The organism is Cellulomonas sp. Leaf334, from assembly GCF_001424195.1.
Lineage (GTDB): Bacteria > Actinomycetota > Actinomycetes > Actinomycetales > Cellulomonadaceae > Cellulomonas.
In genome coordinates this window covers 40479-59910 of record NZ_LMOO01000006.1, presented here as the reverse complement: position 1 = coordinate 59910, position 19432 = coordinate 40479, and the positions used below count along the sequence as shown (strand labels likewise).

Below are 19432 nucleotides of genomic sequence, written 5' to 3'. Positions count from 1 at the left end.
CCCGGGACGTGCGGCTCCTAGGCTCCGATCGTGGACGCCGTCGTCGCCGCCGCGCTGCTGGAGATCGCCGAGGATGCGCGTGTGCGTGCTCGGCAGCAGGATCCGGTCGCGAACCGGCTCGTGGCGGATCGCTACCCCGAGATGCTCGAGGCGCTCGACTGGCACCTCTCCGTGGGGCAGCCGGAGGCGGCGTACCGCCTGGCGTCGGCGCTCGTGCCGTTCTGGGTCGCGACCGCGCGGATCGACGACGGCGACGACTGGTTCGAGCGGGCTCTGGGAGCCGGCGACGAGTCGGCGCGGGCACTCTACGACCACGGTTACCTCGTCTTCTTCGCGGGTCGGTACGAGCTGGCCGACCAGCGGTTCGCGAGCGCCCTCGCGCTGGCGGAGACGGTCGGTGACCGTTCGCTCCAGGCTCTCGCCCTCGCGGGGTCGGCCCGCGTGGCGCTGAGCACGGACGCGGACGCTGCCGTGCGACTGCTGCGGCAGGCGCTGACGGTCACCGAGGGACTTCCGGACAGCGACCCCGGGCGGTCCAGCAGCCTGCACGTGCTGGGTGTGGCGCTGCAGATGTCGGGTGACCTCGCGGGGGCGCGGGAGGTCATGTCGGCGCGGCTGTCGATGGGTCGGTCGTCTGGTGACGAGTTCGTGGTGTGGACGGAGTCGGCCAACCTCAGCATGGTCGAGCGGCGGCTCGGCAACCTGGAGCGCGCTGAGCAGCTCTCCCTCGAGGCGTTGCAGGTCAGCGCGGCCCGCGGCGAGGAGATGATGATCGCGTGGACCGTCAACGGCCTCGCCGCGGTGACCGCAGCAGCGGGTGACCACGGGCGCGCGGCGGTCCTGCTCGGGACAGCGGCCCAGATGCTCCGGCGCGCGGGCGGTGAGTGGCCGCCCGACGAGCGCGAGCAGTACGACGAGTCGCTCGCCGAGGTGGCGGCCGCCCTCGGTCCGGACGCGCTCGCCGGAGCGCTCGCTCGGGGGGCCGGGTTCTCTCTCACCGACGGCGTCGCGTACGCGCTTCGCCGCTGACGCCGTTCAGCCCAGCTCGAGCGCCACGGTGACGTACGAGTGTGCCGGCAGGTCGACCTCGAGACCCCGCGGGTGCGCGCGCACGCCTGCGTGCGCCGTCGGCGCGACGGCGTCGTCTCGCTCAGGGGTGTTGTGCGCGTCGAGCGTGGCCGCGGTCAGCACGCGTGCGGTGTGCCCGACGACGTCCCGGCCGCGCAGGTCCAGGACGAGGGTGCGGTCGGCGTCGGCGTCCAGGTTCGAGAGCGAGACCAGGGAGGTGTCGTCCTTGACGGAGGCGGACGCGGAGACGAGCGGCAGGTCGGCGCACCCCTCGACCTGACGGGTGGGCACGTCACGCAGGTGCACCGTGAGGGCGCCGGCGTCATGGTGGCCGACGTTCATCGCGAACACGTGGTACGTGGGGGTGAGGACCAGCGCGCCGGTGTCCGGGTCGGTGAGGATCATCGCCTGCAGCACGTTGACGGTCTGCGCGATGTTCGCCATCACGACGCGGTCGGCGTGGGCGTGGAACGCGTCGAGGTGGAGCGTGGCGACGAGCGCGTCGCGCAGGGTGTTCTGCTGGTACAGGAACCCGGGGTTCGTGCCCTTCTCGACGTTCCACCACGTGCCCCACTCGTCCACGACGAGCCCGACCTTGCGGTGGGGGTCGTGGCGGTCCATGACCGTCGAGTGCCGGGTCAGCAGCTCGTCGACGTAGCGCGCACGCGCCATCGTCCGGTACCACTCGTCGGTGGTGAAGTCCGTCGCGTCACCCTTGTCGGACCAGGGGCCGCTCATCGTGTAGTAGTGCAGGGACAGGGCCTGGAACGGTCCCGCGGGGGCCGTCGGGTCGGCGGCGAGATCGCCCAGCGACCGCATCAGCGTCTCGGTCCAGTGGTAGTCCGCGTCGCTCGCCCCGGCCGCGATCCTCGTGAGCGTGTTGCCGCCCTGGTTGCGGGCATAGGTCGCGTACTGGCGGGCGAGCGAGGCGAACTGCTCGGCGCGCAGGTTCCCGCCGCAGCCCCACGCCTCGTTCCCGAGGCCCCAGAACGGCACCCGCCACGGCTCCTGGCGCCCGTTCGCCCGCCGGAGGTCCGCCATCGGCGAGTCGTCCGCTCGCGTCAGGTACTCGACCCACTCGCTCATCTCGCGCACGGTGCCCGACCCGATGTTGGCCGACACGTACGGGTCGGCCCCGAGCAGCTCGCACAGGTCCATGAACTCGTGCGTGCCGAAGGCGTTGTCCTCGACGACGTCGCCCCAGTGCGAGTTCACCATGCGGGGTCGGGCCTCCCGCGGGCCGATGCCGTCGCGCCAGTGGTAGTCGTCGGCGAAGCAGCCGCCCGGCCACCGCAGGTTCGGGATCGCGATCGCGCGCAGGGCGTCGACGACGTCGGTGCGGATGCCTCGCACGTTTGGTTTCGCGGAGTCCTCTCCGACCCAGAACCCGCCGTAGATGCACCGGCCCAGGTGCTCCGCGAAGTGTCCGTACACGTGCCGGGAGATCGTCGCGCCCGGCAGGTCCAGGTCGATGACGGCGGTCGGGGTGGTGCTCACGGTGGTCCTCTCGATGACATGGGTTCGTGTCGCACGGCCCTGCGGCCGCGCGACGAGGGAGCGCCTGCCTACCGACCCCCTCGGGTCGACCCGCGCACCACCAGGCTGACCGGTGCGACGACGTGCTCGGCCGGCCCGGCGCCGCCGGCCATCCGCCGGTGCAGCAGGCCGACGGCGTGCTGGGCGACTCCCCGGTGGTTCGGGTCCACGGACGTGATCCCGGGAGGGACGAAGCTCGACACCTCGAGGTTGTCGAAGCCCGCGAGCTGGACGTCGTCGGGCACGTGCAGCCCACGAGAGGCCAGGGCCGCGACCGCGCCGAGCGCGATGACGTCCGTCGCGGCGAAGATGCCGTCGAACGGCAGGCCCGACGCGATGACGTCGAGCAGGGTGCTGCGGGCGGCCTCCGAGGAGTAGGTCGCGATCGGCACGACGTACCTCTCGTCGACGGGGAGACCGGCGTCCCGGTGGGCGACCTCCCAGCCGACCCGGCGGTCCGAGGTCATCATGTGGGTCTGGTCGAGGGTGCAGCCCAGGGCGAGGATGCGGCGCGAGCCGCGTTCGATCATGTGCGCGGTGGCCAGCCGCGCGCCCTCCTCGTTGGCGAGCCGCACGTGGTCGAAGTGGTCGGGCACGTCGCGCTCCCCCAGGAGCACGATCGGCTTCGACGTCCGCACGCGGCTCAGCTGCTCGGGGTCGAGACCCGCCACGGAGAGCAGGACGCCGTCGTAGAGCTGGAGCCGGGCGACGCTCACCGCCTCCATCTCGTGCTGGGCGTTGGCGCTCGTCCGTTCCAGGACGAGGTGGCGCCCGTGGGCCTCGACCAGAGGAGCGATCTGGTCCGCGACCTCGCCGAAGTAGTCGTGGAAGCTGGGCACGATGAGCGCGACCGTGTCGGTCCTGCCGGCCCGCAGGTGCCGGGCGGTCAGGTTCACCTCGTACCCGAGCGCCTCGACCGCGGCCAGGACCCGGGCACGGGTCGGCGCGCCCACAGGCAGGCGTTCGTTGAGCACGTTCGACACGGTCATGACCGAGACGCCCGCCTCGCGCGCGACGTCAGACATCGTCACCATCGGCATCCTCCTGCGGGCATTGTGTCAGGCGGGAGACCTCGCGAGGCCTCGACCATCCTGACCGCCGCAGCGCGAGTTCGCAGACAATATCGTTAAAATACGCCGTGTCGGAACCACCCGGCGCGCAGCGGACACGCAGGGAGCGGGCACCCGGCTCCGTCACCGGGCGTCGTCACGACCGCCGAACACTCGTGCCGTCGAACGGTTGACTCAGCGGGCGGTTGCTCCTATTTTAACGCTAAAATCGCAGACGCGACCGGTGTGGACCCCCCTCGCACCTCAGGGCGGCATGGAGCTCGGGCGACAACGCCCGGGACGTTCTCAAAGGAGAGACATGAAGCTTGACCTGGCAGCACGCCTGACCCACCGTGCACGGCAGCGCGCGGCGGCGCTCGTCGCGGCGACGGCCCTGATCAGTCTGGCTGCGTGCAGCTCCGGCGGCTCGGGGGACGATGACGCGAGCAAGAACGACGCCGCCTCGATGAGCAGCTTCGCCGCGGACACGACCTTCAAGGCGACCGAGCCCGTGACCTTCTCGATGCTCTGGACCGACTGGCCCGAGACGCCGATCACGGACTCGTGGGAGATCTTCGACGAGATCGCGGAGCGCACCAACGTCTCCCTCGACCTGACGAACATCCCGTTCAGCGACGCGGTCGAGAAGCGCAGCCTCCTCATCAGCTCGGGTGACGCGCCCGACATCATCCCGCTCATCTACACGGGCGACGAGCAGCAGTTCGCGGCCTCCGGCGCGGTCCTGCCCCTCAGCGACTACGAGGAGCACATGCCCAACTTCCGCAAGTACGTGGAGGAGTGGGACCTGGGCGACATGGTCGACAACCTGCGCCAGGCCGACGGCAAGTACTACATGACGCCGGGCCTGCAGGAGGTATCGGTCCCCACGTTCACGGTCCTCATCCGCAAGGACATCTTCGACGAGGTGGGCGCCCCGATCCCCGAGACCTGGGACGAGCTGCGCGATGCCCTGGTGAAGATCAAGGCGAAGTACCCCGAGAGCACGCCGCTGGCCGACGGCTTCGAGGGTGCGTCGATGCTGAACTACGCCGCGCACGCGTTCGGCACGGTCGCCGGCTGGGGCTTCGGCAACGGCACGTTCTACGACGAGGACAGCGGCGAGTTCATCTACGCCGGTACCAGTGACGGGTACAAGGACATGGTCGAGTACTTCCACGGCCTGGTCGAGGACGGCCTGCTCGACACCGAGTCCTTCACCGCCGCGAACGACGGCGAGGGAACGGTCACCGAGAAGTTCGCCGCCGGGCAGGTCTTCGCCGCGTCCGGCGCGAACGGCACGGTCAACGACTTCTCCACGGCGCTCGACGCCACCGTCGGCAAGGGGAACTACGAGGTCGTGCAGATCGCCCCGCCGGGCGGCGAGGCCGGGCAGGTCGTCGAGCCGCGCAACTTCTGGAACGGCTTCATGCTCACCGCCGAGGCCAAGAACCACCCGAACTTCATCGCGATGCTGCAGTTCCTCGACTGGCTGTACTACAGCCCCGAGGCTCGCGACCTGCTGCGCTGGGGTGTGGAGGGCGAGACGTACACGAAGTCGGACGACGGGAAGTACACGCTCGACCCCGAGTTCTCGCTCGACGCGTTCAGCATCAACCCGGACGCGGAGACCGACATCCTCAAGGACCTCGGCTACTCCAACGACGTCCTCGCCGGCTCGACCGAGTCCCGGGCCCTCAAGGAGTCGTACAACGCGCCCCAGTACGTCGAGTACATCGACTCGGTGCTGTCCACGCGCACGCCGCGCGACCCGTTCCCGCCGGCACCTCTGGACGAGGCCGAGCTCGAGCAGGCCTCGCTCCTCGCGACCCCGCTCAAGGACACCGTCGACACCAACACGCTGAGGTTCATCCTCGGCGAGCGCCCGCTGAGCGAGTGGGACGCGTACGTCGGCGAGCTGGAGTCGCAGAACCTGCAGGGCTACCTGGACCTGATCAACGGCGCTCGCGAGCGCTACGCCGAGGACAACGGCTGACCGGTCCGAGCCCGAGGTCCGGTGGGGCGGCGACGATCGTCGCCCCACCGGCACCAGTGCAGGTGTGGAGGTGTGACCGATGACCATCCCGCGCGAGCGCACGGACGCCGTGCTCGTCGCCGCTGACCCCGGAGGGATCGGGGCGGCGCCCGCAGCGCCCCCGGTCGACCCGGTGCGGCGACCACCACGCCCGACGCGCCAGAAGGTGCCGAAGGTGTCGTGGCGTCTGGCGCTCCGGCGGGACGGCGCGCTGTACCTCATGGCGCTGCTGCCGCTGATCTTCCTGCTGATCTTCCGGTACCTGCCGATGGTCGGGAACGTCATCGCGTTCCGCCGGTTCCGGCCGGGCGGGAGCATCTTCGGCGAGGAGTGGGTCGGGCTGCGCTACGTGCGCATGTTCATCGAGGACCCGACGTTCTGGCACGTCTTCGCCAACACGGTGATCCTCGGGGGGCTCACCCTCCTCGTCTGCTTCCCGTTGCCGATCGTCCTGGCGCTCCTGCTCAACGAGGTGCGCAAGAAGTGGTTCAAGGGCGCCATCCAGTCGATCTCGTACCTGCCGCACTTCCTGTCGGTCGTGATCGTGGCCGGCATGGTGATGCAGCTGACCTCGCTGCAGGGCACCGTGAACCAGATCGTCGAGGGGTTCGGCGGCGAGGCGATCCCGTTCCTGCAGCGACCCGAGTGGTTCCGGGCGATCTACGTCGGCTCCGAGGCGTGGCAGACCGTCGGCTGGGGCACGATCCTCTACCTCGCGGCCCTCACGACGGTCGACAGCTCGCTCTACGAAGCGGCCCGCATCGACGGCGCCAACCGGTGGCGCCAGACCTGGCACGTGACCCTGCCGGGCATCCGGCCCACGATGATCACGCTGCTGATCCTCAACATCGGCCTGTTCCTCAACGTGGGCTTCGAGAAGGTGCTCCTCCTCTACACGCCCCTGACGTACTCGACCGCCGACGTCATCTCGACCTACCTCTACCGGGTCGGCCTGGTGTCCAACAACCTCAGCTACGCGGCGGCGATCGGGCTGTTCCAGGCCGTCATCGGTCTGGTCATGGTCCTGTCCGCGAACTTCATCTCGCGGCGAGTGGTGGGAGCAAGCCTGTGGTGAGCACCGATCTGACGCCCCGGGGAGACGAACGCGCCGGCGTCCCGGTCGGCCCGCGCGACTCCCGCGGCTACCGCCTGTTCACCGGGCTCAACGCGACCGCCCTGGTGCTGGTCACGCTCCTGATCCTGTACCCGTTCGTGACGCTGCTCGCGCAGTCGTTCTCCAGCTCGGGAGCGATCAAGGCCGGCCTGGTGAACGCCGTGCCGGTCGGCTTCAACCTCGAGACGTACCGCGTGGTGGCCGGCGACGACCGGTTCTGGACGAGCTACGGCAACACGGTCCTGTACACGGTGGTCGGGACGGTCATCGCGATGGTGCTCACGACGACCTTCGCCTACGCGATCTCGAAGCCGCACCTGCGGGGCCGCAGCGCGCTGATCGGGATCGCGGTCTTCACCATGTTCTTCAACGGCGGGATCATCCCCAACTACGTGCTCATCTCCTCGCTCGGCATGAAGAACACCCTGTGGGCCCTCGTCCTGCCCGGGGCGCTGTCGGTGTTCAACCTCCTCGTGATGAAGTCGTTCTTCGAGAACATCCCCCGCGAGCTCGAGGAGGCCGCCCAGATCGACGGCCTGGGGTGGTTCGCGACCTTCACCCGGATCGTCCTGCCGTTGTCGAAGGCCGTCATCGCGACGATGATCCTGTTCTACTCGGTCGCCTACTGGAACGACTGGTTCACCGCGTTCCTCTACCTCGACGAGGACAACCTCTTCCCGCTGTCGTTGTTCCTGCGCAACCTCATCGCGGGTGCGACGACGACCACCGCGGCGAGCGCAGCGGCGGCCGGGACCACGTCGGCCGCCATCTCGGCGAACATCCAGGCCGTCACCATGATCCTGGCGATCATCCCGATCCTGTGCGTGTACCCGTTCGTCCAGCGGTACTTCGTCACCGGCGTGATGCTCGGCTCGGTCAAGGGGTGAGCTGCGGTCCGCCAGCGGGCCCGGGCACCGACGCGGTCATGCCTGCTGGACGAGCGACGCCACAGCCCACGGAGCCAGGTCGAGCACGATCTCCAGGACGCCGGTGGCCGGCACGACCAGCGTCTCGCGGTGCAGCGCGTCCGCGACGTCGCGGAGCCGGTCCGTCTGCTGCGGCGTGAGGTTGAGCGGCTCCCCCAGCCGGTGCCACGCCTCGGCGACGTTGCCGTGGTCCCAGTCGAGCACCTCCAGCGTGAAGCGGGTCCCCGGCGCGAGCCCTTCGACGGTGTGCCGGACCGTGCGGCTGGGACCCATGTCCCTCAGCGGGCGCGTCGCCGTATAGGTGATCTGCGAGCCGATCGCCCTCGTGCCCATGTCGTCCGGGTAGTTGAGGAAGACGGCGGCGAGCGCCCCGTCGCGGCTGCTGCGCGTGATCACCCCGTGGGGCGTGGACACCAGGAGCCGGTCACCCAGGCGCGCGAGCATCGCCATCGCGTGGAACGTGGGCTTGTGGATGCCCTGCTGGTTGACCAGGCCGAACCCGCCGTGGAACGGGCCGATGCCGGCACCGCCCTCCTCGAACACGTCCGTGAAGGTCCAGTACGAGATCGAGTCCGCCAGGGCCGCGCCGCGCAGGTACGCCCGCACGATGTAGGTCGCCGCGAAGAGGGTGTCGTGCATCCTGTCCCGGCTGGACGGCGAGCTCGACCACTCGCTGATGTGGAGCTCCGCGTCGGGGAACGGGCTCGCGTCGATGATCGCGCGCATCACGACGAGGTCGTCGCGGGTCGCGTCGACGTGCCGCTGGATCGGACGCCCCTGTCCGCCGGCGTCGAACGCGTAGTCCGTCGGGTAGAGATGCGTGGAGAGGAAGTCGACCGGGACGTCGCGCGTCGCGCACCAGTCGACGAACTCGTGGATCCACACCGGCTGCCAGTCGAGCGCGTCCGGATCGGCCGCCTCCGCCGTGGCGACCTCCGCCGACCTATCCTGCGTCTCCCCCGCGTAGCGCGCGTCCGGCACGAAGACGCTCGTGGACGGTCCTCCCACCTTGAGCCCGGCGTCGAGGTCCTTGATCGCCCGCGCGGTCGCCTCGTACAGCTCGAAGTACTGGGTCCGCGTCCCGGTCCAGAAGTGCGGCACCAGGTTCGGCTCGTTCCACACCTCGAAGCGCCACTCGCGGACCTCGTCGATGCCGTACCGCTCGATCCAGTGCTGCACCGTCGTGGTCACCAGCTCCACCCAGCGCCACATGTCCTTCGGCGGGCTGCCGTGCGCTGTCCACCAGAACACGGTCCCGGTCTGCGTGGCCAGCGCGCTCGGCATGAAGCCGAGCTCCACGAAGGGCCGCGCTCCCGTGGCAAGGACGGCGTCGAACACCGTGTCGACGTAGGCGAAGGTGTAGACGGGCTCCGGCAGCGGCTCGGGCGGTCCGAAGCCACCGCCGTCGCTGACCCGGTACACGAACATGTCGTCGTGGAAGACGCCGTGGAAGCGCACGAACCGCGCTCCGAGCACGTCGACCGCCTCACGGAAGTGGGCCTGCCAGTCGGCGCGCAGGGCCTCGTTCGCCCGCCCTGCCCCGACGCACTCGTTCCAGACGCGCCGCAGGTCGGTCTCGGCGGGGACCCCGCCGTCGATCAGCAGCGTGGTCGGTCCGGCGTCCGACGGCATGACGACTCCGATCCATCTCGAAAGGTTTTCGACCGTCTGGGGCGGTCGAGGCTAGGCTAGCGTGCGGGTAGGGCGCGTTGGCTGGCTCGGCTCGTCGAAAACCTTTCGAAAGGACTGGCTCCCATGGTCGGCCATCGCAAACCCACGCTGGCCGACGTGGCACGGGTGGCGGAGGTCTCTCCCGCCACCGCCTCCAAGGCGCTCAACGGTCGTCTCGACGTGGCGGCGACCACGCGTGAACGCGTCCTCGCCGCCGTCGCGGAGCTCGGGTACCGAGCCGGCACGGCGCCCGTCCCGGGCACGGCACGCCGGGCGCTGGCCGTGGTGTTCGACCTCCCCGCGTCGCCGTACATCCTGAACGTGCTGCAGGGGGTGCTCGCGTCGGCCACCGACGCGCACCTCGACCTGCTCACCCGCCTCGCCCCCGACCGTGCGACGCGCACGCAGCACGCCACCGCCCGCGCCTGGATCGCGGACCAGCGGTCCGCCGGCGCGGTCGGGATCGTGGGCCTGACCCTGTCCGAGCCCGACGGGCTGCTGGCCGCCGCCGCGGACGCCGGGCTCCCGTTCGTCATGGTCGACCCCGTCGACGCCCAGCACCGGCCGATGGTGAGCGTCAGGTCGAGCAACTGGGCGGGCGCCCGTACCGCAGCGGAGCACCTCATCGCGCTCGGCCACCGACGGATCGCCTGGATCGGCGGCCCCGACGCCTCGGCCTCCGCCCGGGACCGCTTCTACGGGTACCGCGCGGCACTCGAGTCGGCGGGGATCGACCCGGACCCGGAGCTGGTGCGGAGCGACCGGTTCGACGTCGATGCGGGCGCCCGGCACGCCCGCGACCTGCTCACCCTGGCGTCCCCACCGACCGCCATCATGGCGGCCGACGACGAGATCGCCGTCGGGGTGCTCGCCACAGCCCACCGGCTCGGCGTGCAGGTTCCGCGGCACGTCAGCGTCGTCGGGTTCGACGACACACCGCAAGCCGCGTGGACCACCCCCGCACTCACCACCGTCCGTCAGGACCTGGACGGGATGGGACGGCTGGCCGTGCACACGATCCTCGCCCTGTCGTCCGAGGAGCGCCCGCGGTCGCGGCACATCGAGCTGGCGACGTCACTGACGGTGCGGGACACCACCGGACCGGCTCCGGCACCGGCGGAGGAGCGGTCACGAGCCGACTCGTGAGGCGGGCGCCGGAGCGACGACACTAGGTGGATGAGCGACTGGAACCAGCAGATCATCGACGAGTTCCGCACGAACGGTGGTGACGTCCGGACGAACGGGTTCGGCAAGAGCCTCGTCCTGCTCCACCATCGCGGCGCGCGCACGGGCGTCGAGCGCGTCAGCCCTCTCGCCGGCATCCGGGTCGACGCGGACACCTGGCTCGCCGCCGCCTCCAAGGGCGGCGCGCCGGACAACCCCGCCTGGTTCCACAACCTCCTCGCGCACCCGGACGTCGAGATCGAGACGCCGGACGACGGGACCGTACCGGTCCGAGCGACCCAGCTCCTCGGCGCCGAGCGTGACGCGGGCTGGGCCCGGTTCACGGAGCGCTCGGCAGGGTTCCGCTCGTACGAGGAGCGCACGTCGCGCACGATCCCGGTGCTGCAGCTGACGCGCAGGGACGCCTGACCGTCGGACATCCGCCACACTTCCCGGGTGCAGACCCGGAGCAAGCTGCTCGTCGCCGCCACGGTCGTCCTCGTCGTCGTCGCCGTCCTGGCCGCGCTAGTCGTGCGAGGGGTGATCTGGCCCAACCGCCTGCTGGCGGCGCGGTACGAGGTGCGCGGCGTCGACGTGTCCTCCTACCAGGGGGTGGTCGACTGGCAGGTGCTCGCTGATCAGGACGTCGACTTCGCGTACGTCAAGGCGACCGAGGGCTCGGGCTTCGTGGACGACACGTTCGCGACCAACCTGCGCGGCGCCCAGGAGGTCGGTGTGCTCGTCGGCGCCTACCACTTCTTCAGCTTCGAGAGCCCAGGTCGCGCGCAGGCGGAGAACATCATCGCGACCGTCCCGGCGCAGGACGGACTGCTCCCGGTCGCCATCGACGTCGAGCACTACGGAGAGTTCTTCCGGGACCCGCCCGACCCGGACGCGATCCGCGCCGAGCTCCGGGTGCTCGTCGCGACGCTTCGTGAGCACTACGGCGTCGAGCCCGTGATCTACGCGACGCAGGCCGCGTACACCCGCTACGTCGCGGGTGAGCTCACCGCGTCGCCCCTCTGGATCCGGGCCGTGTACCTCCCGCCGCGCGTCTCCGACGGTCGGGAGTGGACCTTCTGGCAGTACTCCCACCGGGACCGGCTCGACGGGTACGACGGCGAGGAGTCGTTCATCGACATGAACGTGTTCCGGGGAGACCTCGCCGACCTGCGCCTCCTGCGGCAGGGCGGTTGACTCGCTCGACGCCGGTGCGACGGAGCTGCTCGGCCCGCACGAGAGCCCGGGCATGCCGCGCTCGTCAGCCGTCCGGGACCCGGACGCGAACGTCGTGTGGCTCTACCAGGGCTGACGCGTCAGTACCTGGTCTGGCCCAGCTCCGCGTCGAAGATGTGCCGGCAGCCCGGGCACTCGCCGCGGTCGGGACCGTCGTCCTCGGGGAACCGGGTGATGGGGGTGACGAACCGGCCGCAGACGCTCATGCCGTCGCGGAAGAAGTGCTGCCGTCGGTCGTTCCTGGTGAGCCGGAGCCAACCCTCGGCGTACGTGGTGAGCATGCCGACGAGTCTTCTCCGACCGCTGCGACGTCGGCAGGGTCGAAAGGCCCGAGCGGACGACAACGGCCCGGTGCTGCGCCGCGACTCTCGTCGCGGGCTGCACCGGGGCCGCATGTCCGTCAGCACCTGTTGGCCTTCGCCCACCGCGCCCGCTTGTCCTTGTTGCGCGCGGCTTGAACCGCCCCCAGCGCCATTGGGGGCTGTCGAAGATCAGCCACCCGGACCATGGCCGTCCGCCGCTCTCGTAGCGGCGCGTTCCACATCCGGGCCGATCCTTCGTGATGGGATGCTGACACCATCACGCAGACCGGGAGATCCAAAGCTGAACTATACACGGATCCTGGTCATCCGTCTAGGTCGAGCCTGACCGGCATCCCCGCGAAGCCCGCGAGCCGGTCGAACGACGCCCGCATCGCGTCCTGCTGCGCCCCGTCCAGCGTCACCGCGAGGTGCGGTTCCGCCACGATCTCGTCGCGCTCGACCACCCGCCGCCACCAGCCGACGACCTGGCTGTCGAGGACCAGCGGCTGGATCACCTGGTTGGTACCGGCCGGCGCGATGGACAGGTCGGCGATGTTCGCCGCCGTCCGGCCCTCCGTGTAGGCGACGCCGTACTCGTCGTATCCCTGCAGGACGTGGACCGTCGGAGACGCGTCCCGCACGGGCGCCTCGGCCGGGCCGAACCAGTAGGTGAGCCCGTCCACGTCGACGGACGTCAGCTCCTCCCCCACGATCGCGAGGCCGCGGCGGATCTGCGTGAGCGTCAGGCTCGACCACCAGCGGAAGTCCTTGACGGTCGCCGGCCCGTGGCTGACGAAGTACCGGCGGGTCAGCTCGGCGAGCGCCTCGTCCGCGTCGAGCACCGACGTCGGGGGCACCCGCTCGTCGAGGAGAGCGTAGGTCCGCTGCTTGCCGCTCAGGACCCCGCTGACCACCACCGCATCCAGCTCTGCCGCCATGATTAGGTAGGCCAGACGGATGCCGCTCGCCACGATCCCAGCACGCGCCAGCGCCTCCTGCAGCTGGGGGCGCGTCAGGTGGTTCCCGCCCCGGAGCGCCTCACCCATCGCGGCCGTCGCGCGGTCCACGAGGTCGTCGTCGATCCCCGACCGACGCTCGTAGTAGCGGCTCATCTGCCGCACGCGCGGTCCCGTGAGCGCCAGCATCCAGCGGATGTCCTCCGGTGCGACGAAGTGCCACGTCGGACGAAGGACGTGCGTGCGCAGGACCTCCCCCGCGTCGAGCGCCGCCTGGACCGTAGCGTCGTCGGCACCCTCGCTGCGCTGGCCGAGCGACCACTTCGCCATCGCGTACTCCTGCGCCTGCGACGCGCCGAGGTGCCGGACCACGGCGCCCGGGCCGGGCAGCGGCGGACCCGACAGGCGCTGGTTGTGGAGCCGGCGGTGCGCGACCTCGAGGCGGTCCATAGCGTTCGATCCTGTTGCGTGTGGGCGGGCGGTGACAAGGTGGACGCGTCCGAACCGAGTCGAAGGAGACCCCCGTGGCGACGCACCTGAACCCGTACCTGAGCTTCCGTGACGACGCCCGCCAGGCGATGGAGTTTTACCACTCCGTGTTCGGCGGTGAGCTGACCATGAGCACGTTCGCGGAGTTCCACGTCAGCGAGGACCCCGCCGAGGCGGACAAGCTCATGCACGCGAACCTCTCCACGCCCGGTGGACTGATCCTCATGGGCGCGGACACGCCCAACTCCCAGGAGCGCGCCGAGACGAGCAACATCTCGGTGTCCCTCAGCGGCGAGGACGAGACGGAGCTCCAGGGCTACTGGGACGGGCTCTCGGCAGGCGGGACGGTCGCCGTCCCGTTCGCGAAGGCGCCCTGGGGCGACACCTTCGGCATGCTCACCGACAAGTTCGGCGTGGACTGGATGGTGAACGTCGTCGCAGCGGGGTGAGACGCTAGCGTGCCGCCGTGACCTTCCTGCAGCCGCACGACCGCATCCTGCTGACCGGCGACTCGGTCACCGACTGGGGCCGCGACCGCTCCGACCCGGCGAGCCTCGGACACGGGTACGCGGGCATCGTCGCGGCGCTCGCCGGCGCCCGGCGTCCGGACCTCGGACTGACGTTCCTCAACCGGGGCGTCGGAGGGGACACCTCCGCGATGCTGCGTGCGCGGTGGGAGCAGGACGCGGTCGCCCTGGCTCCGACGGTCGTCTCCGTCCTCATCGGCATCAACGACACGTGGCGCCGGTACGACTCCGGCACGCCGACGTCCACCGACGAGTACGAGGAGAACCTGCGGGCCGTCGTCGGCACCGTCGACCGGCTGGTGCTGATCGAGCCGTTCGTCGTGCCCGTCACCGCGGCGCAGCACGCCTGGCGCGAGGACCTGGACCCGCGGATCGCGGTCGTGCGCCGCGTCGCGACGGAACGGGGTGCGGTGCTCGTGCCGGCGGACGGTCTGTTCGCCGCCGCGGCCGCCCGGACAGGACCGGCGACGTGGGCGGACGACGGCGTGCACCCGACGCCCGCCGGTCACGGACTGCTCGCCCAGGCCTGGCTGGACGCGGTCGGACTCGGCTGACCGTCCGCCTGGTGGGGATGCTTTGCGCGCGCGTACGCGTTGACGCTAGCGTCGTGGCCGGTCGTGTCCCGCACGACGTCAGACCTGCTCTGACCGACAAGGTCCCGGAGGACGAAGCGATGCGCGTGCAGCCTGCCGCTCCCGCCGTCCTGCGCCGCGCCTGCGTGGCGCCGCGCTGTTGTCGCTGTCTGTAGAGCGCTGGCTGCTCCTTCGCGCGAGAACCCCTGAACCAGGGGCCTCTCCTGCGCCAGCGCTCGCCCCTCGGACGGGCAGCCCCCCACCGGACCGTCCCCCGCCCGGCGCACCCGTCGGACCCCTGCCTTCGCTAGTCCCCCACCCGCTGCCGGCCGGCCGGCAGCTCGACCGAAGAGGAACCATGGCACGCATCTACGACGACGCCACCGCGCTCATCGGCAACACCCCGCTCGTCCGCATCAACAAGATCACCGACGGCGCCCCCGCGACCGTCGTCGCGAAGCTGGAGTTCTACAACCCGGCGAACTCGGTCAAGGACCGCATCGGTGTCGCGATCATCAACGCGGCGGAGGCGTCCGGCGAGCTCAAGCCCGGCGGCACGATCGTCGAGGCGACGTCCGGCAACACCGGCATCGCACTCGCGTTCGTGGGTGCGGCCCGCGGCTACAACGTCGTCCTGACGATGCCGGAGACCATGTCCAAGGAGCGCAAGCTCCTGCTCCGCGCGTTCGGCGCCGAGCTCATCCTCACGCCGGGCTCCGAGGGCATGCGCGGTGCGGTCAACCGTGCCGACGAGGTCGTCGCCGAGCGTCCGGGCGCCATCCTGGCCCGCCAGTTCGCCAACGAGGCCAACCCGGAGATCCACCGTACGACGACCGCCGAGGAGATCTGGGCGGACACCGACGGCGAGATCGACATCCTCGTCGCGGGCATCGGCACCGGCGGCACCATCACCGGCGTCGGCCAGGTGCTCAAGGCCCGCAAGCCCGGCGTGAAGATCGTCGGCGTGGAGCCGGCCGAGTCGCCGATCCTCAACGGTGGCGCTCCCGGCCCGCACAAGATCCAGGGCATCGGCGCCAACTTCGTGCCGGAGATCCTCGACACGACGGTCTACGACGAGATCATCGACGTCGACGCGGAGACGGCCGTGAAGGTCGCCCGTCGCGCCGCCGCCGAGGAGGGCCTGCTGGTCGGCATCTCGTCCGGCGCCGCCCTGCACGCCGCGACGCAGCTGGCCCAGCGCCCCGAGAACGCCGGCAAGCTCATCGTCGCCATCGTCCCGTCGTTCGGTGAGCGCTACCTGTCGACCGTGCTGTACGCGGACCTCGTCGACTGACACCCCGCAGGAGCGCACGACCCCACCCCACCGACAGGACGAAGGCACCGTGTCCGACCACCTGCACTTCTTCGCGACCCTCAGGGAAGACCTCGAGGCCGCCCGGCACCGCGACCCCGCGGCCCGGTCGCTCGCCGAGGTCGCCCTCGGGTACCCGGGGGTGCACGCGGTGTGGGTGTACCGGCTGGCGCACCGGATGTGGCACCAGCCCGGCCTGCGGCTGCCCGCGCGGCTGATCTCCCAGCTCGCGCGGGCAGTCACCGGCATCGAGATCCACCCCGGCGCCCGGCTGGGGCGCCGGCTGTTCATCGACCACGGCATGGGCGTCGTCGTCGGTGAGACCGCCGAGGTCGGCGACGACGTGGTCCTGTTCCACGGCTCGACGCTCGGCGGGAAGTCGATGCGGCACGGCAAGCGGCACCCGACGCTCGGCGACAACGTGGTCGTCGGCGCGGGTGCGAAGATCCTCGGCCCCGTGTGGGTCGGGGAGGGCGCGCAGATCGGTGCCAACGCGGTCGTCATCCACGACGTGCCGCCCGGGGCGATCGCCGTCGGGGTTCCCGCGACGATCCGGCTGCGCTCGGCCGCGGCACCGTTCGACATCGAGATCGACGACCCGGCGATCTACATCTGAGCACCCGCAGTTGTTCTAGTTGTCGTCAAACAACTAGAGTGCCGCTGTGCTCTTCCGCGTCGACCCCGCGTCCACCGACCCGCTGTTCACGCAGCTGGCCGGGCAGGTGCGTGCCGCCGTCGCGCGCGGCGAGCTGACCGACGGCGAGCGGCTTCCCGGCGCCCGGGAGCTCGCCTCCTCCCTCGACATCAATCTGCACACCGTCCTGCGCGCCTACCAGGAGCTGCGCGACGAGGGCGTGATCGAGCTCCGCCGAGGTCGCGGAGCCGTCGTCACCGCACCGGCGCAGGACAACTCCGAGCTGCACGCGGCCGTCGAGACGCTGGTGCGCGTCGCGCGCTCGCTCGGCATCGCGCCGCAGACCACCACCGCCCTGGTCAAGGAGGCCCTCCGATGACGCCGCCCGTCCCGCCGCCCGCCCCCTACCGGTCCGTCAGCACCGTCCTCACGCTCGTCGTCCCGCTCGCGCTCGCCGCCGTCCCGCTGGTCGTGGCCCGCGCGTGGGAGGCCGAGCTGCCGGACCCGGTCGCGGTGCACTTCAGCGCGGACGGACCCGACGGCTTCTCCTCGCTCGCCGGGGCGGTGTGGCCGGCGTTCGCGATCGGTGCGGTCGTGGCGGTCTCCGCCTGGGCGCTCGCGTTCTTCTGGGGCCGCACGGCACAGGTCCGCCGCGTCGCCGCGGGCAGCGCGCTGGGCCTGACGGCGTTCGTCAGCGCGGTCGTCGTCGGGACCCTCGAGCTCCAGCGGGGCCTGACCGACGCGGCCGACATGGGCGGGGTGGGCCTCGTGCTCGCGCTGGCGTTCGCGATCGGCATCGCCGCCGCCGCCCTGGGAGCCTGGGCGGTCCCGCCCGACGCGCACCAGCCCGCGACGGACCCCGTGCCGGCCACGGCCGCGCTGCTGGATCTCGGTCCCGGCGAGGCCGCCACCTGGGTCACCCACGCGGAGAGCCGCACCGCCCTCGTGGTCGGCGGAGCCGTCGTGGTGCTGCAGGTGGCGCTCGCGCTGCTGCTCACGCTGCCCTTCCTGCTCCTGCCCGCGGTCGTCGTCGCGGCGATCGTGCTGTCGAGCACGTGGTTCACCGTGACGGTCGACCGGCGCGGGCTCACCGTGCGGTCCGCCCTCGGTCGGCCGCGCTTCGTCGTGCCTCTCGACGAGGTGCAGCAGGCGCACGTGGTCGCGGTCTCGCCGCTGACCGAGTTCGGCGGTTGGGGCTACCGCGTCGGGCGCGGCGGCCGGGTCGGCGTGGTCCTGCGCACCGGCGAGGCGCTGCAGGTCGAGCGGTCGGGCGGTCGGTCGTTCGTGGTGACGGTGGACGACGCCGCCACCGGCGCCGCGCTGCTCAACACGCTCGCCGCTCGCACACGCATCGGCTGAGCGACACGCGATACCCGGGGTAGCAGGTAGCCTGGCGCGGGCGTCGACGACGACGCCGGACCAGGAGGTTGTGCGATGCGGCTGGGCTACCACACGGGCTACTGGTCGGCGGGTCCCCCGCCCGGTGCGCAGGAGGCGGTCCTCGGCGCCGAACAGCTCGGCTTCGACTCGGTGTGGACGGCCGAGGCGTACGGCTCCGACGCCCTGACGCCGCTCGCCTGGTGGGGTGCGCGCACCTCGCGCATCCGGCTGGGCACGGCGATCGCGCAGATCTCCGCGCGGACACCGACGGCCGCCGCCATGGCGGCCCTCACGCTCGACCACCTCTCCGGAGGCCGATTCGTCCTGGGGCTCGGCGCTTCCGGCCCCCAGGTCGTCGAAGGCTGGTACGGCCAGCCCTACCCCAAGCCGCTCGCCCGCACCCGCGAGTACGTGTCGATCGTCCGCCAGGTGCTCGCCCGCGAGGCCCCGGTCACGTTCGACGGCCAGTTCTACCGGCTACCCCTGCCCGCCGACCAGGGCTCGGGCCTGGGCAAGGCGCTGCGTTCGACCGTGCACCCGCTGCGGTCGGACCTGCCGATCCACCTCGCCGCCGAAGGGCCGCGCAACATCGCGATGTCGGCGGAGATCGGCGACGGCTGGCTGCCGCTGTTCTACTCGCCGCGCATGGACGGCGAATACCGGACGCTCCTCGCGGAAGGCTTCGCGAAGCGCGCACCCGGGCTCAGCCCCATCGAGGACTTCGAGGTCGTCGCCACCGTCCCCGTCGTGCTCGGTGCCGACGTCGAGTCCGCCGCCGACAGCGTCCGCCCGTTCATCGCGCTCTACGCCGGCGGCATGGGTGCCAAGGGCGCCAACTTCCACCGCGACGTGCTCGACCGGCTCGGGTACGCCGAGGCGTGCGACGAGATCCAGGCGCACTACCTCGCCGGCGACCGGGCCCGGGCCACGGCGGCCGTCCCGCTGGAGCTCGTGCAGGACATCGCTCTGGTCGGCACCGTCGAGGACATCCGGGCCCAGCTGCCGGCGTGGGAGGGCACCGCGGTCACGACGATGCTGGTCCAGGCCGACCCGCGGACGCTCCCGGCGATCGCGGACGCCCTGCGCGCACCGGCCTGACCCGCGGCATGGACGACGACTACGCGGAGGCCGTGCTCGATCTGGTCGCCGCCATCCCCGCCGGCCGTGCGATGACCTACGGGACCGTCGCGGACGTCGTCGGGGACCTGCTCGAGGCGCGCGACGGCGCCCGGCGCGGCGGCCCACGGCAGGTCGGGCAGGTCATGAGCCACGCCGGCTCGGGGGTGCCCTGGTGGCGCGTCGTCAACGCCGCGGGCCGGCCGCCCGCCCGGCACACCACGCGCGCGCTGGCCCTCCTCGCCGACGAGGGCACCCCGCTGTCCGCCGACGGGACGCGAGTGGCGCTGCGCCGCGCCATCTGGTTCCCCGACGAGGACTGAACGTCCCGCGTGTCTCCCGCCGGAT

The 19432-nt window shown here is 71.3% G+C and carries 20 protein-coding genes; 15 read left to right on the top strand and 5 right to left on the bottom strand.

What is annotated here, in order from left to right; translation table 11 throughout:
- Positions 1–30: 30 nt before the first annotated feature.
- On the top strand, positions 31–1029 hold the full coding sequence (locus tag ASF78_RS14930) for a tetratricopeptide repeat protein (RefSeq protein WP_056591092.1): 999 nt from the start codon (positions 31–33) through the stop codon (positions 1027–1029).
- Positions 1030–1035: 6 nt separating this feature from the next.
- On the opposite strand, the gene ASF78_RS14925 is transcribed toward ASF78_RS14930, so the two are convergent.
- Together ASF78_RS14925 and ASF78_RS14920 are read right to left on the bottom strand one after the other, a co-directional pair.
- Positions 1036–2565: an alpha-N-arabinofuranosidase gene (locus tag ASF78_RS14925; RefSeq protein ID WP_056591089.1), complete on the bottom strand. Its 1530-nt coding sequence runs from the start codon at positions 2563–2565 to the stop codon at positions 1036–1038.
- A 68-nt stretch (positions 2566–2633) separates the two neighbouring features.
- The gene (locus tag ASF78_RS14920) at positions 2634–3638 is read right to left on the bottom strand and encodes a LacI family DNA-binding transcriptional regulator (protein WP_056591088.1); all 1005 of its coding nucleotides are present in this window, start codon (positions 3636–3638) and stop codon (positions 2634–2636) included.
- Positions 3639–3972: 334 nt separating this feature from the next.
- On the opposite strand from ASF78_RS14920, the gene ASF78_RS14915 reads away from it, so the two are divergent.
- From ASF78_RS14915 to ASF78_RS14905, 3 genes are all read left to right on the top strand, one after another.
- Positions 3973–5646, top strand: a complete 1674-nt coding sequence (locus ASF78_RS14915; protein WP_056591087.1) for an extracellular solute-binding protein — start codon at positions 3973–3975, stop codon at positions 5644–5646.
- A 79-nt stretch (positions 5647–5725) separates the two neighbouring features.
- Positions 5726–6760, top strand: coding sequence for a sugar ABC transporter permease (locus tag ASF78_RS14910; RefSeq protein WP_082495111.1), 1035 nt, complete (start codon positions 5726–5728; stop codon positions 6758–6760).
- Positions 6754–7686, top strand: a complete 933-nt coding sequence (locus ASF78_RS14905; protein ID WP_082495110.1) for a carbohydrate ABC transporter permease — start codon at positions 6754–6756, stop codon at positions 7684–7686. The genes ASF78_RS14910 and ASF78_RS14905 overlap by 7 nt, the downstream gene beginning before the upstream one ends.
- Before the next feature lie 36 nt (positions 7687–7722).
- Here ASF78_RS14905 and ASF78_RS14900 read toward each other — a convergent pair whose 3' ends face one another.
- Positions 7723–9357 carry a beta-xylosidase gene (locus ASF78_RS14900; protein WP_056591086.1) on the bottom strand — a complete coding sequence of 545 codons (1635 nt, stop codon included), beginning with the start codon at positions 9355–9357 and terminating at the stop codon, positions 7723–7725.
- A gap of 123 nt (positions 9358–9480) precedes the next feature.
- On the opposite strand from ASF78_RS14900, the gene ASF78_RS14895 reads away from it, so the two are divergent.
- Genes ASF78_RS14895 through ASF78_RS14885 form a run of 3 tightly spaced genes read left to right on the top strand, consistent with a single transcriptional unit; the run spans position 9481 to position 11757 of the window.
- Positions 9481–10542: a LacI family DNA-binding transcriptional regulator gene (locus ASF78_RS14895; RefSeq protein ID WP_056591085.1), complete on the top strand. Its 1062-nt coding sequence runs from the start codon at positions 9481–9483 to the stop codon at positions 10540–10542.
- 30 nt (positions 10543–10572) lie between these two features.
- Entirely contained in the window at positions 10573–10989 is a 417-nt protein-coding gene (locus ASF78_RS14890) for a nitroreductase/quinone reductase family protein (protein ID WP_056591082.1), read from the top strand.
- 27 nt (positions 10990–11016) lie between these two features.
- Entirely contained in the window at positions 11017–11757 is a 741-nt protein-coding gene (locus ASF78_RS14885; RefSeq protein WP_235518609.1) for a GH25 family lysozyme, read from the top strand.
- A gap of 119 nt (positions 11758–11876) precedes the next feature.
- Here the strand turns inward: ASF78_RS14885 and ASF78_RS14880 are convergent, their stop codons facing one another.
- Complete coding sequence (locus ASF78_RS14880) at positions 11877–12077, bottom strand: hypothetical protein (RefSeq protein WP_056591080.1); 201 nt, start codon at positions 12075–12077, stop codon at positions 11877–11879.
- A gap of 344 nt (positions 12078–12421) precedes the next feature.
- The gene (locus ASF78_RS14875) at positions 12422–13504 is read right to left on the bottom strand and encodes a winged helix DNA-binding domain-containing protein (RefSeq protein WP_056591077.1); all 1083 of its coding nucleotides are present in this window, start codon (positions 13502–13504) and stop codon (positions 12422–12424) included.
- A gap of 74 nt (positions 13505–13578) precedes the next feature.
- Between ASF78_RS14875 and ASF78_RS14870 the strand changes: the two genes are divergently transcribed.
- The 8 genes from ASF78_RS14870 (at position 13579) to ASF78_RS14835 (ending at position 19407) form a co-directional block, all read left to right on the top strand.
- Entirely contained in the window at positions 13579–13992 is a 414-nt protein-coding gene (locus ASF78_RS14870; protein WP_056591071.1) for a VOC family protein, read from the top strand.
- 17 nt (positions 13993–14009) lie between these two features.
- On the top strand, positions 14010–14624 hold the full coding sequence (locus tag ASF78_RS14865; protein WP_056591070.1) for an SGNH/GDSL hydrolase family protein: 615 nt from the start codon (positions 14010–14012) through the stop codon (positions 14622–14624).
- 376 nt (positions 14625–15000) lie between these two features.
- On the top strand, positions 15001–15936 hold the full coding sequence (cysK, locus tag ASF78_RS14860; RefSeq protein ID WP_056591069.1) for a cysteine synthase A: 936 nt from the start codon (positions 15001–15003) through the stop codon (positions 15934–15936).
- A 49-nt stretch (positions 15937–15985) separates the two neighbouring features.
- Positions 15986–16570: a serine O-acetyltransferase EpsC gene (gene epsC, locus ASF78_RS14855; protein ID WP_056591066.1), complete on the top strand. Its 585-nt coding sequence runs from the start codon at positions 15986–15988 to the stop codon at positions 16568–16570.
- Positions 16571–16616: 46 nt separating this feature from the next.
- Positions 16617–16967 carry a GntR family transcriptional regulator gene (locus ASF78_RS14850; protein ID WP_056591062.1) on the top strand — a complete coding sequence of 117 codons (351 nt, stop codon included), beginning with the start codon at positions 16617–16619 and terminating at the stop codon, positions 16965–16967.
- Complete coding sequence (locus tag ASF78_RS14845; protein WP_056591059.1) at positions 16964–17947, top strand: DUF1648 domain-containing protein; 984 nt, start codon at positions 16964–16966, stop codon at positions 17945–17947. Before ASF78_RS14850 ends, ASF78_RS14845 begins: the two co-directional genes overlap by 4 nt.
- Before the next feature lie 75 nt (positions 17948–18022).
- A complete protein-coding gene (locus ASF78_RS14840) occupies positions 18023–19066 on the top strand; it encodes an LLM class F420-dependent oxidoreductase (protein ID WP_056591057.1) in 1044 nt (347 codons plus the stop codon).
- Positions 19067–19074: 8 nt separating this feature from the next.
- A complete protein-coding gene (locus ASF78_RS14835; protein WP_056591054.1) occupies positions 19075–19407 on the top strand; it encodes an MGMT family protein in 333 nt (110 codons plus the stop codon).
- Positions 19408–19432 lie beyond the last annotated feature (25 nt).

Bases quoted from the DNA above. Each gene is read 5' to 3' on its own strand.
- ASF78_RS14920 (WP_056591088.1), bottom strand. From the start codon at position 3,638: ATGGTGACGATGTCTGACGTCGCGCGCGAGGCGGGCGTCTCGGTCATG.
- ASF78_RS14915 (WP_056591087.1), top strand. From the start codon at position 3,973: ATGAAGCTTGACCTGGCAGCACGCCTGACCCACCGTGCACGGCAGCGC.
- ASF78_RS14910 (WP_082495111.1), top strand. From the start codon at position 5,726: ATGACCATCCCGCGCGAGCGCACGGACGCCGTGCTCGTCGCCGCTGAC.
- ASF78_RS14900 (WP_056591086.1), bottom strand. From the start codon at position 9,357: ATGCCGTCGGACGCCGGACCGACCACGCTGCTGATCGACGGCGGGGTC.
- ASF78_RS14895 (WP_056591085.1), top strand. From the start codon at position 9,481: ATGGTCGGCCATCGCAAACCCACGCTGGCCGACGTGGCACGGGTGGCG.
- ASF78_RS14890 (WP_056591082.1), top strand. From the start codon at position 10,573: ATGAGCGACTGGAACCAGCAGATCATCGACGAGTTCCGCACGAACGGT.
- ASF78_RS14880 (WP_056591080.1), bottom strand. From the start codon at position 12,077: ATGCTCACCACGTACGCCGAGGGTTGGCTCCGGCTCACCAGGAACGAC.
- ASF78_RS14875 (WP_056591077.1), bottom strand. From the start codon at position 13,504: ATGGACCGCCTCGAGGTCGCGCACCGCCGGCTCCACAACCAGCGCCTG.
- cysK (WP_056591069.1), top strand. From the start codon at position 15,001: ATGGCACGCATCTACGACGACGCCACCGCGCTCATCGGCAACACCCCG.
- ASF78_RS14845 (WP_056591059.1), top strand. From the start codon at position 16,964: ATGACGCCGCCCGTCCCGCCGCCCGCCCCCTACCGGTCCGTCAGCACC.
- ASF78_RS14840 (WP_056591057.1), top strand. From the start codon at position 18,023: ATGCGGCTGGGCTACCACACGGGCTACTGGTCGGCGGGTCCCCCGCCC.
- ASF78_RS14835 (WP_056591054.1), top strand. From the start codon at position 19,075: ATGGACGACGACTACGCGGAGGCCGTGCTCGATCTGGTCGCCGCCATC.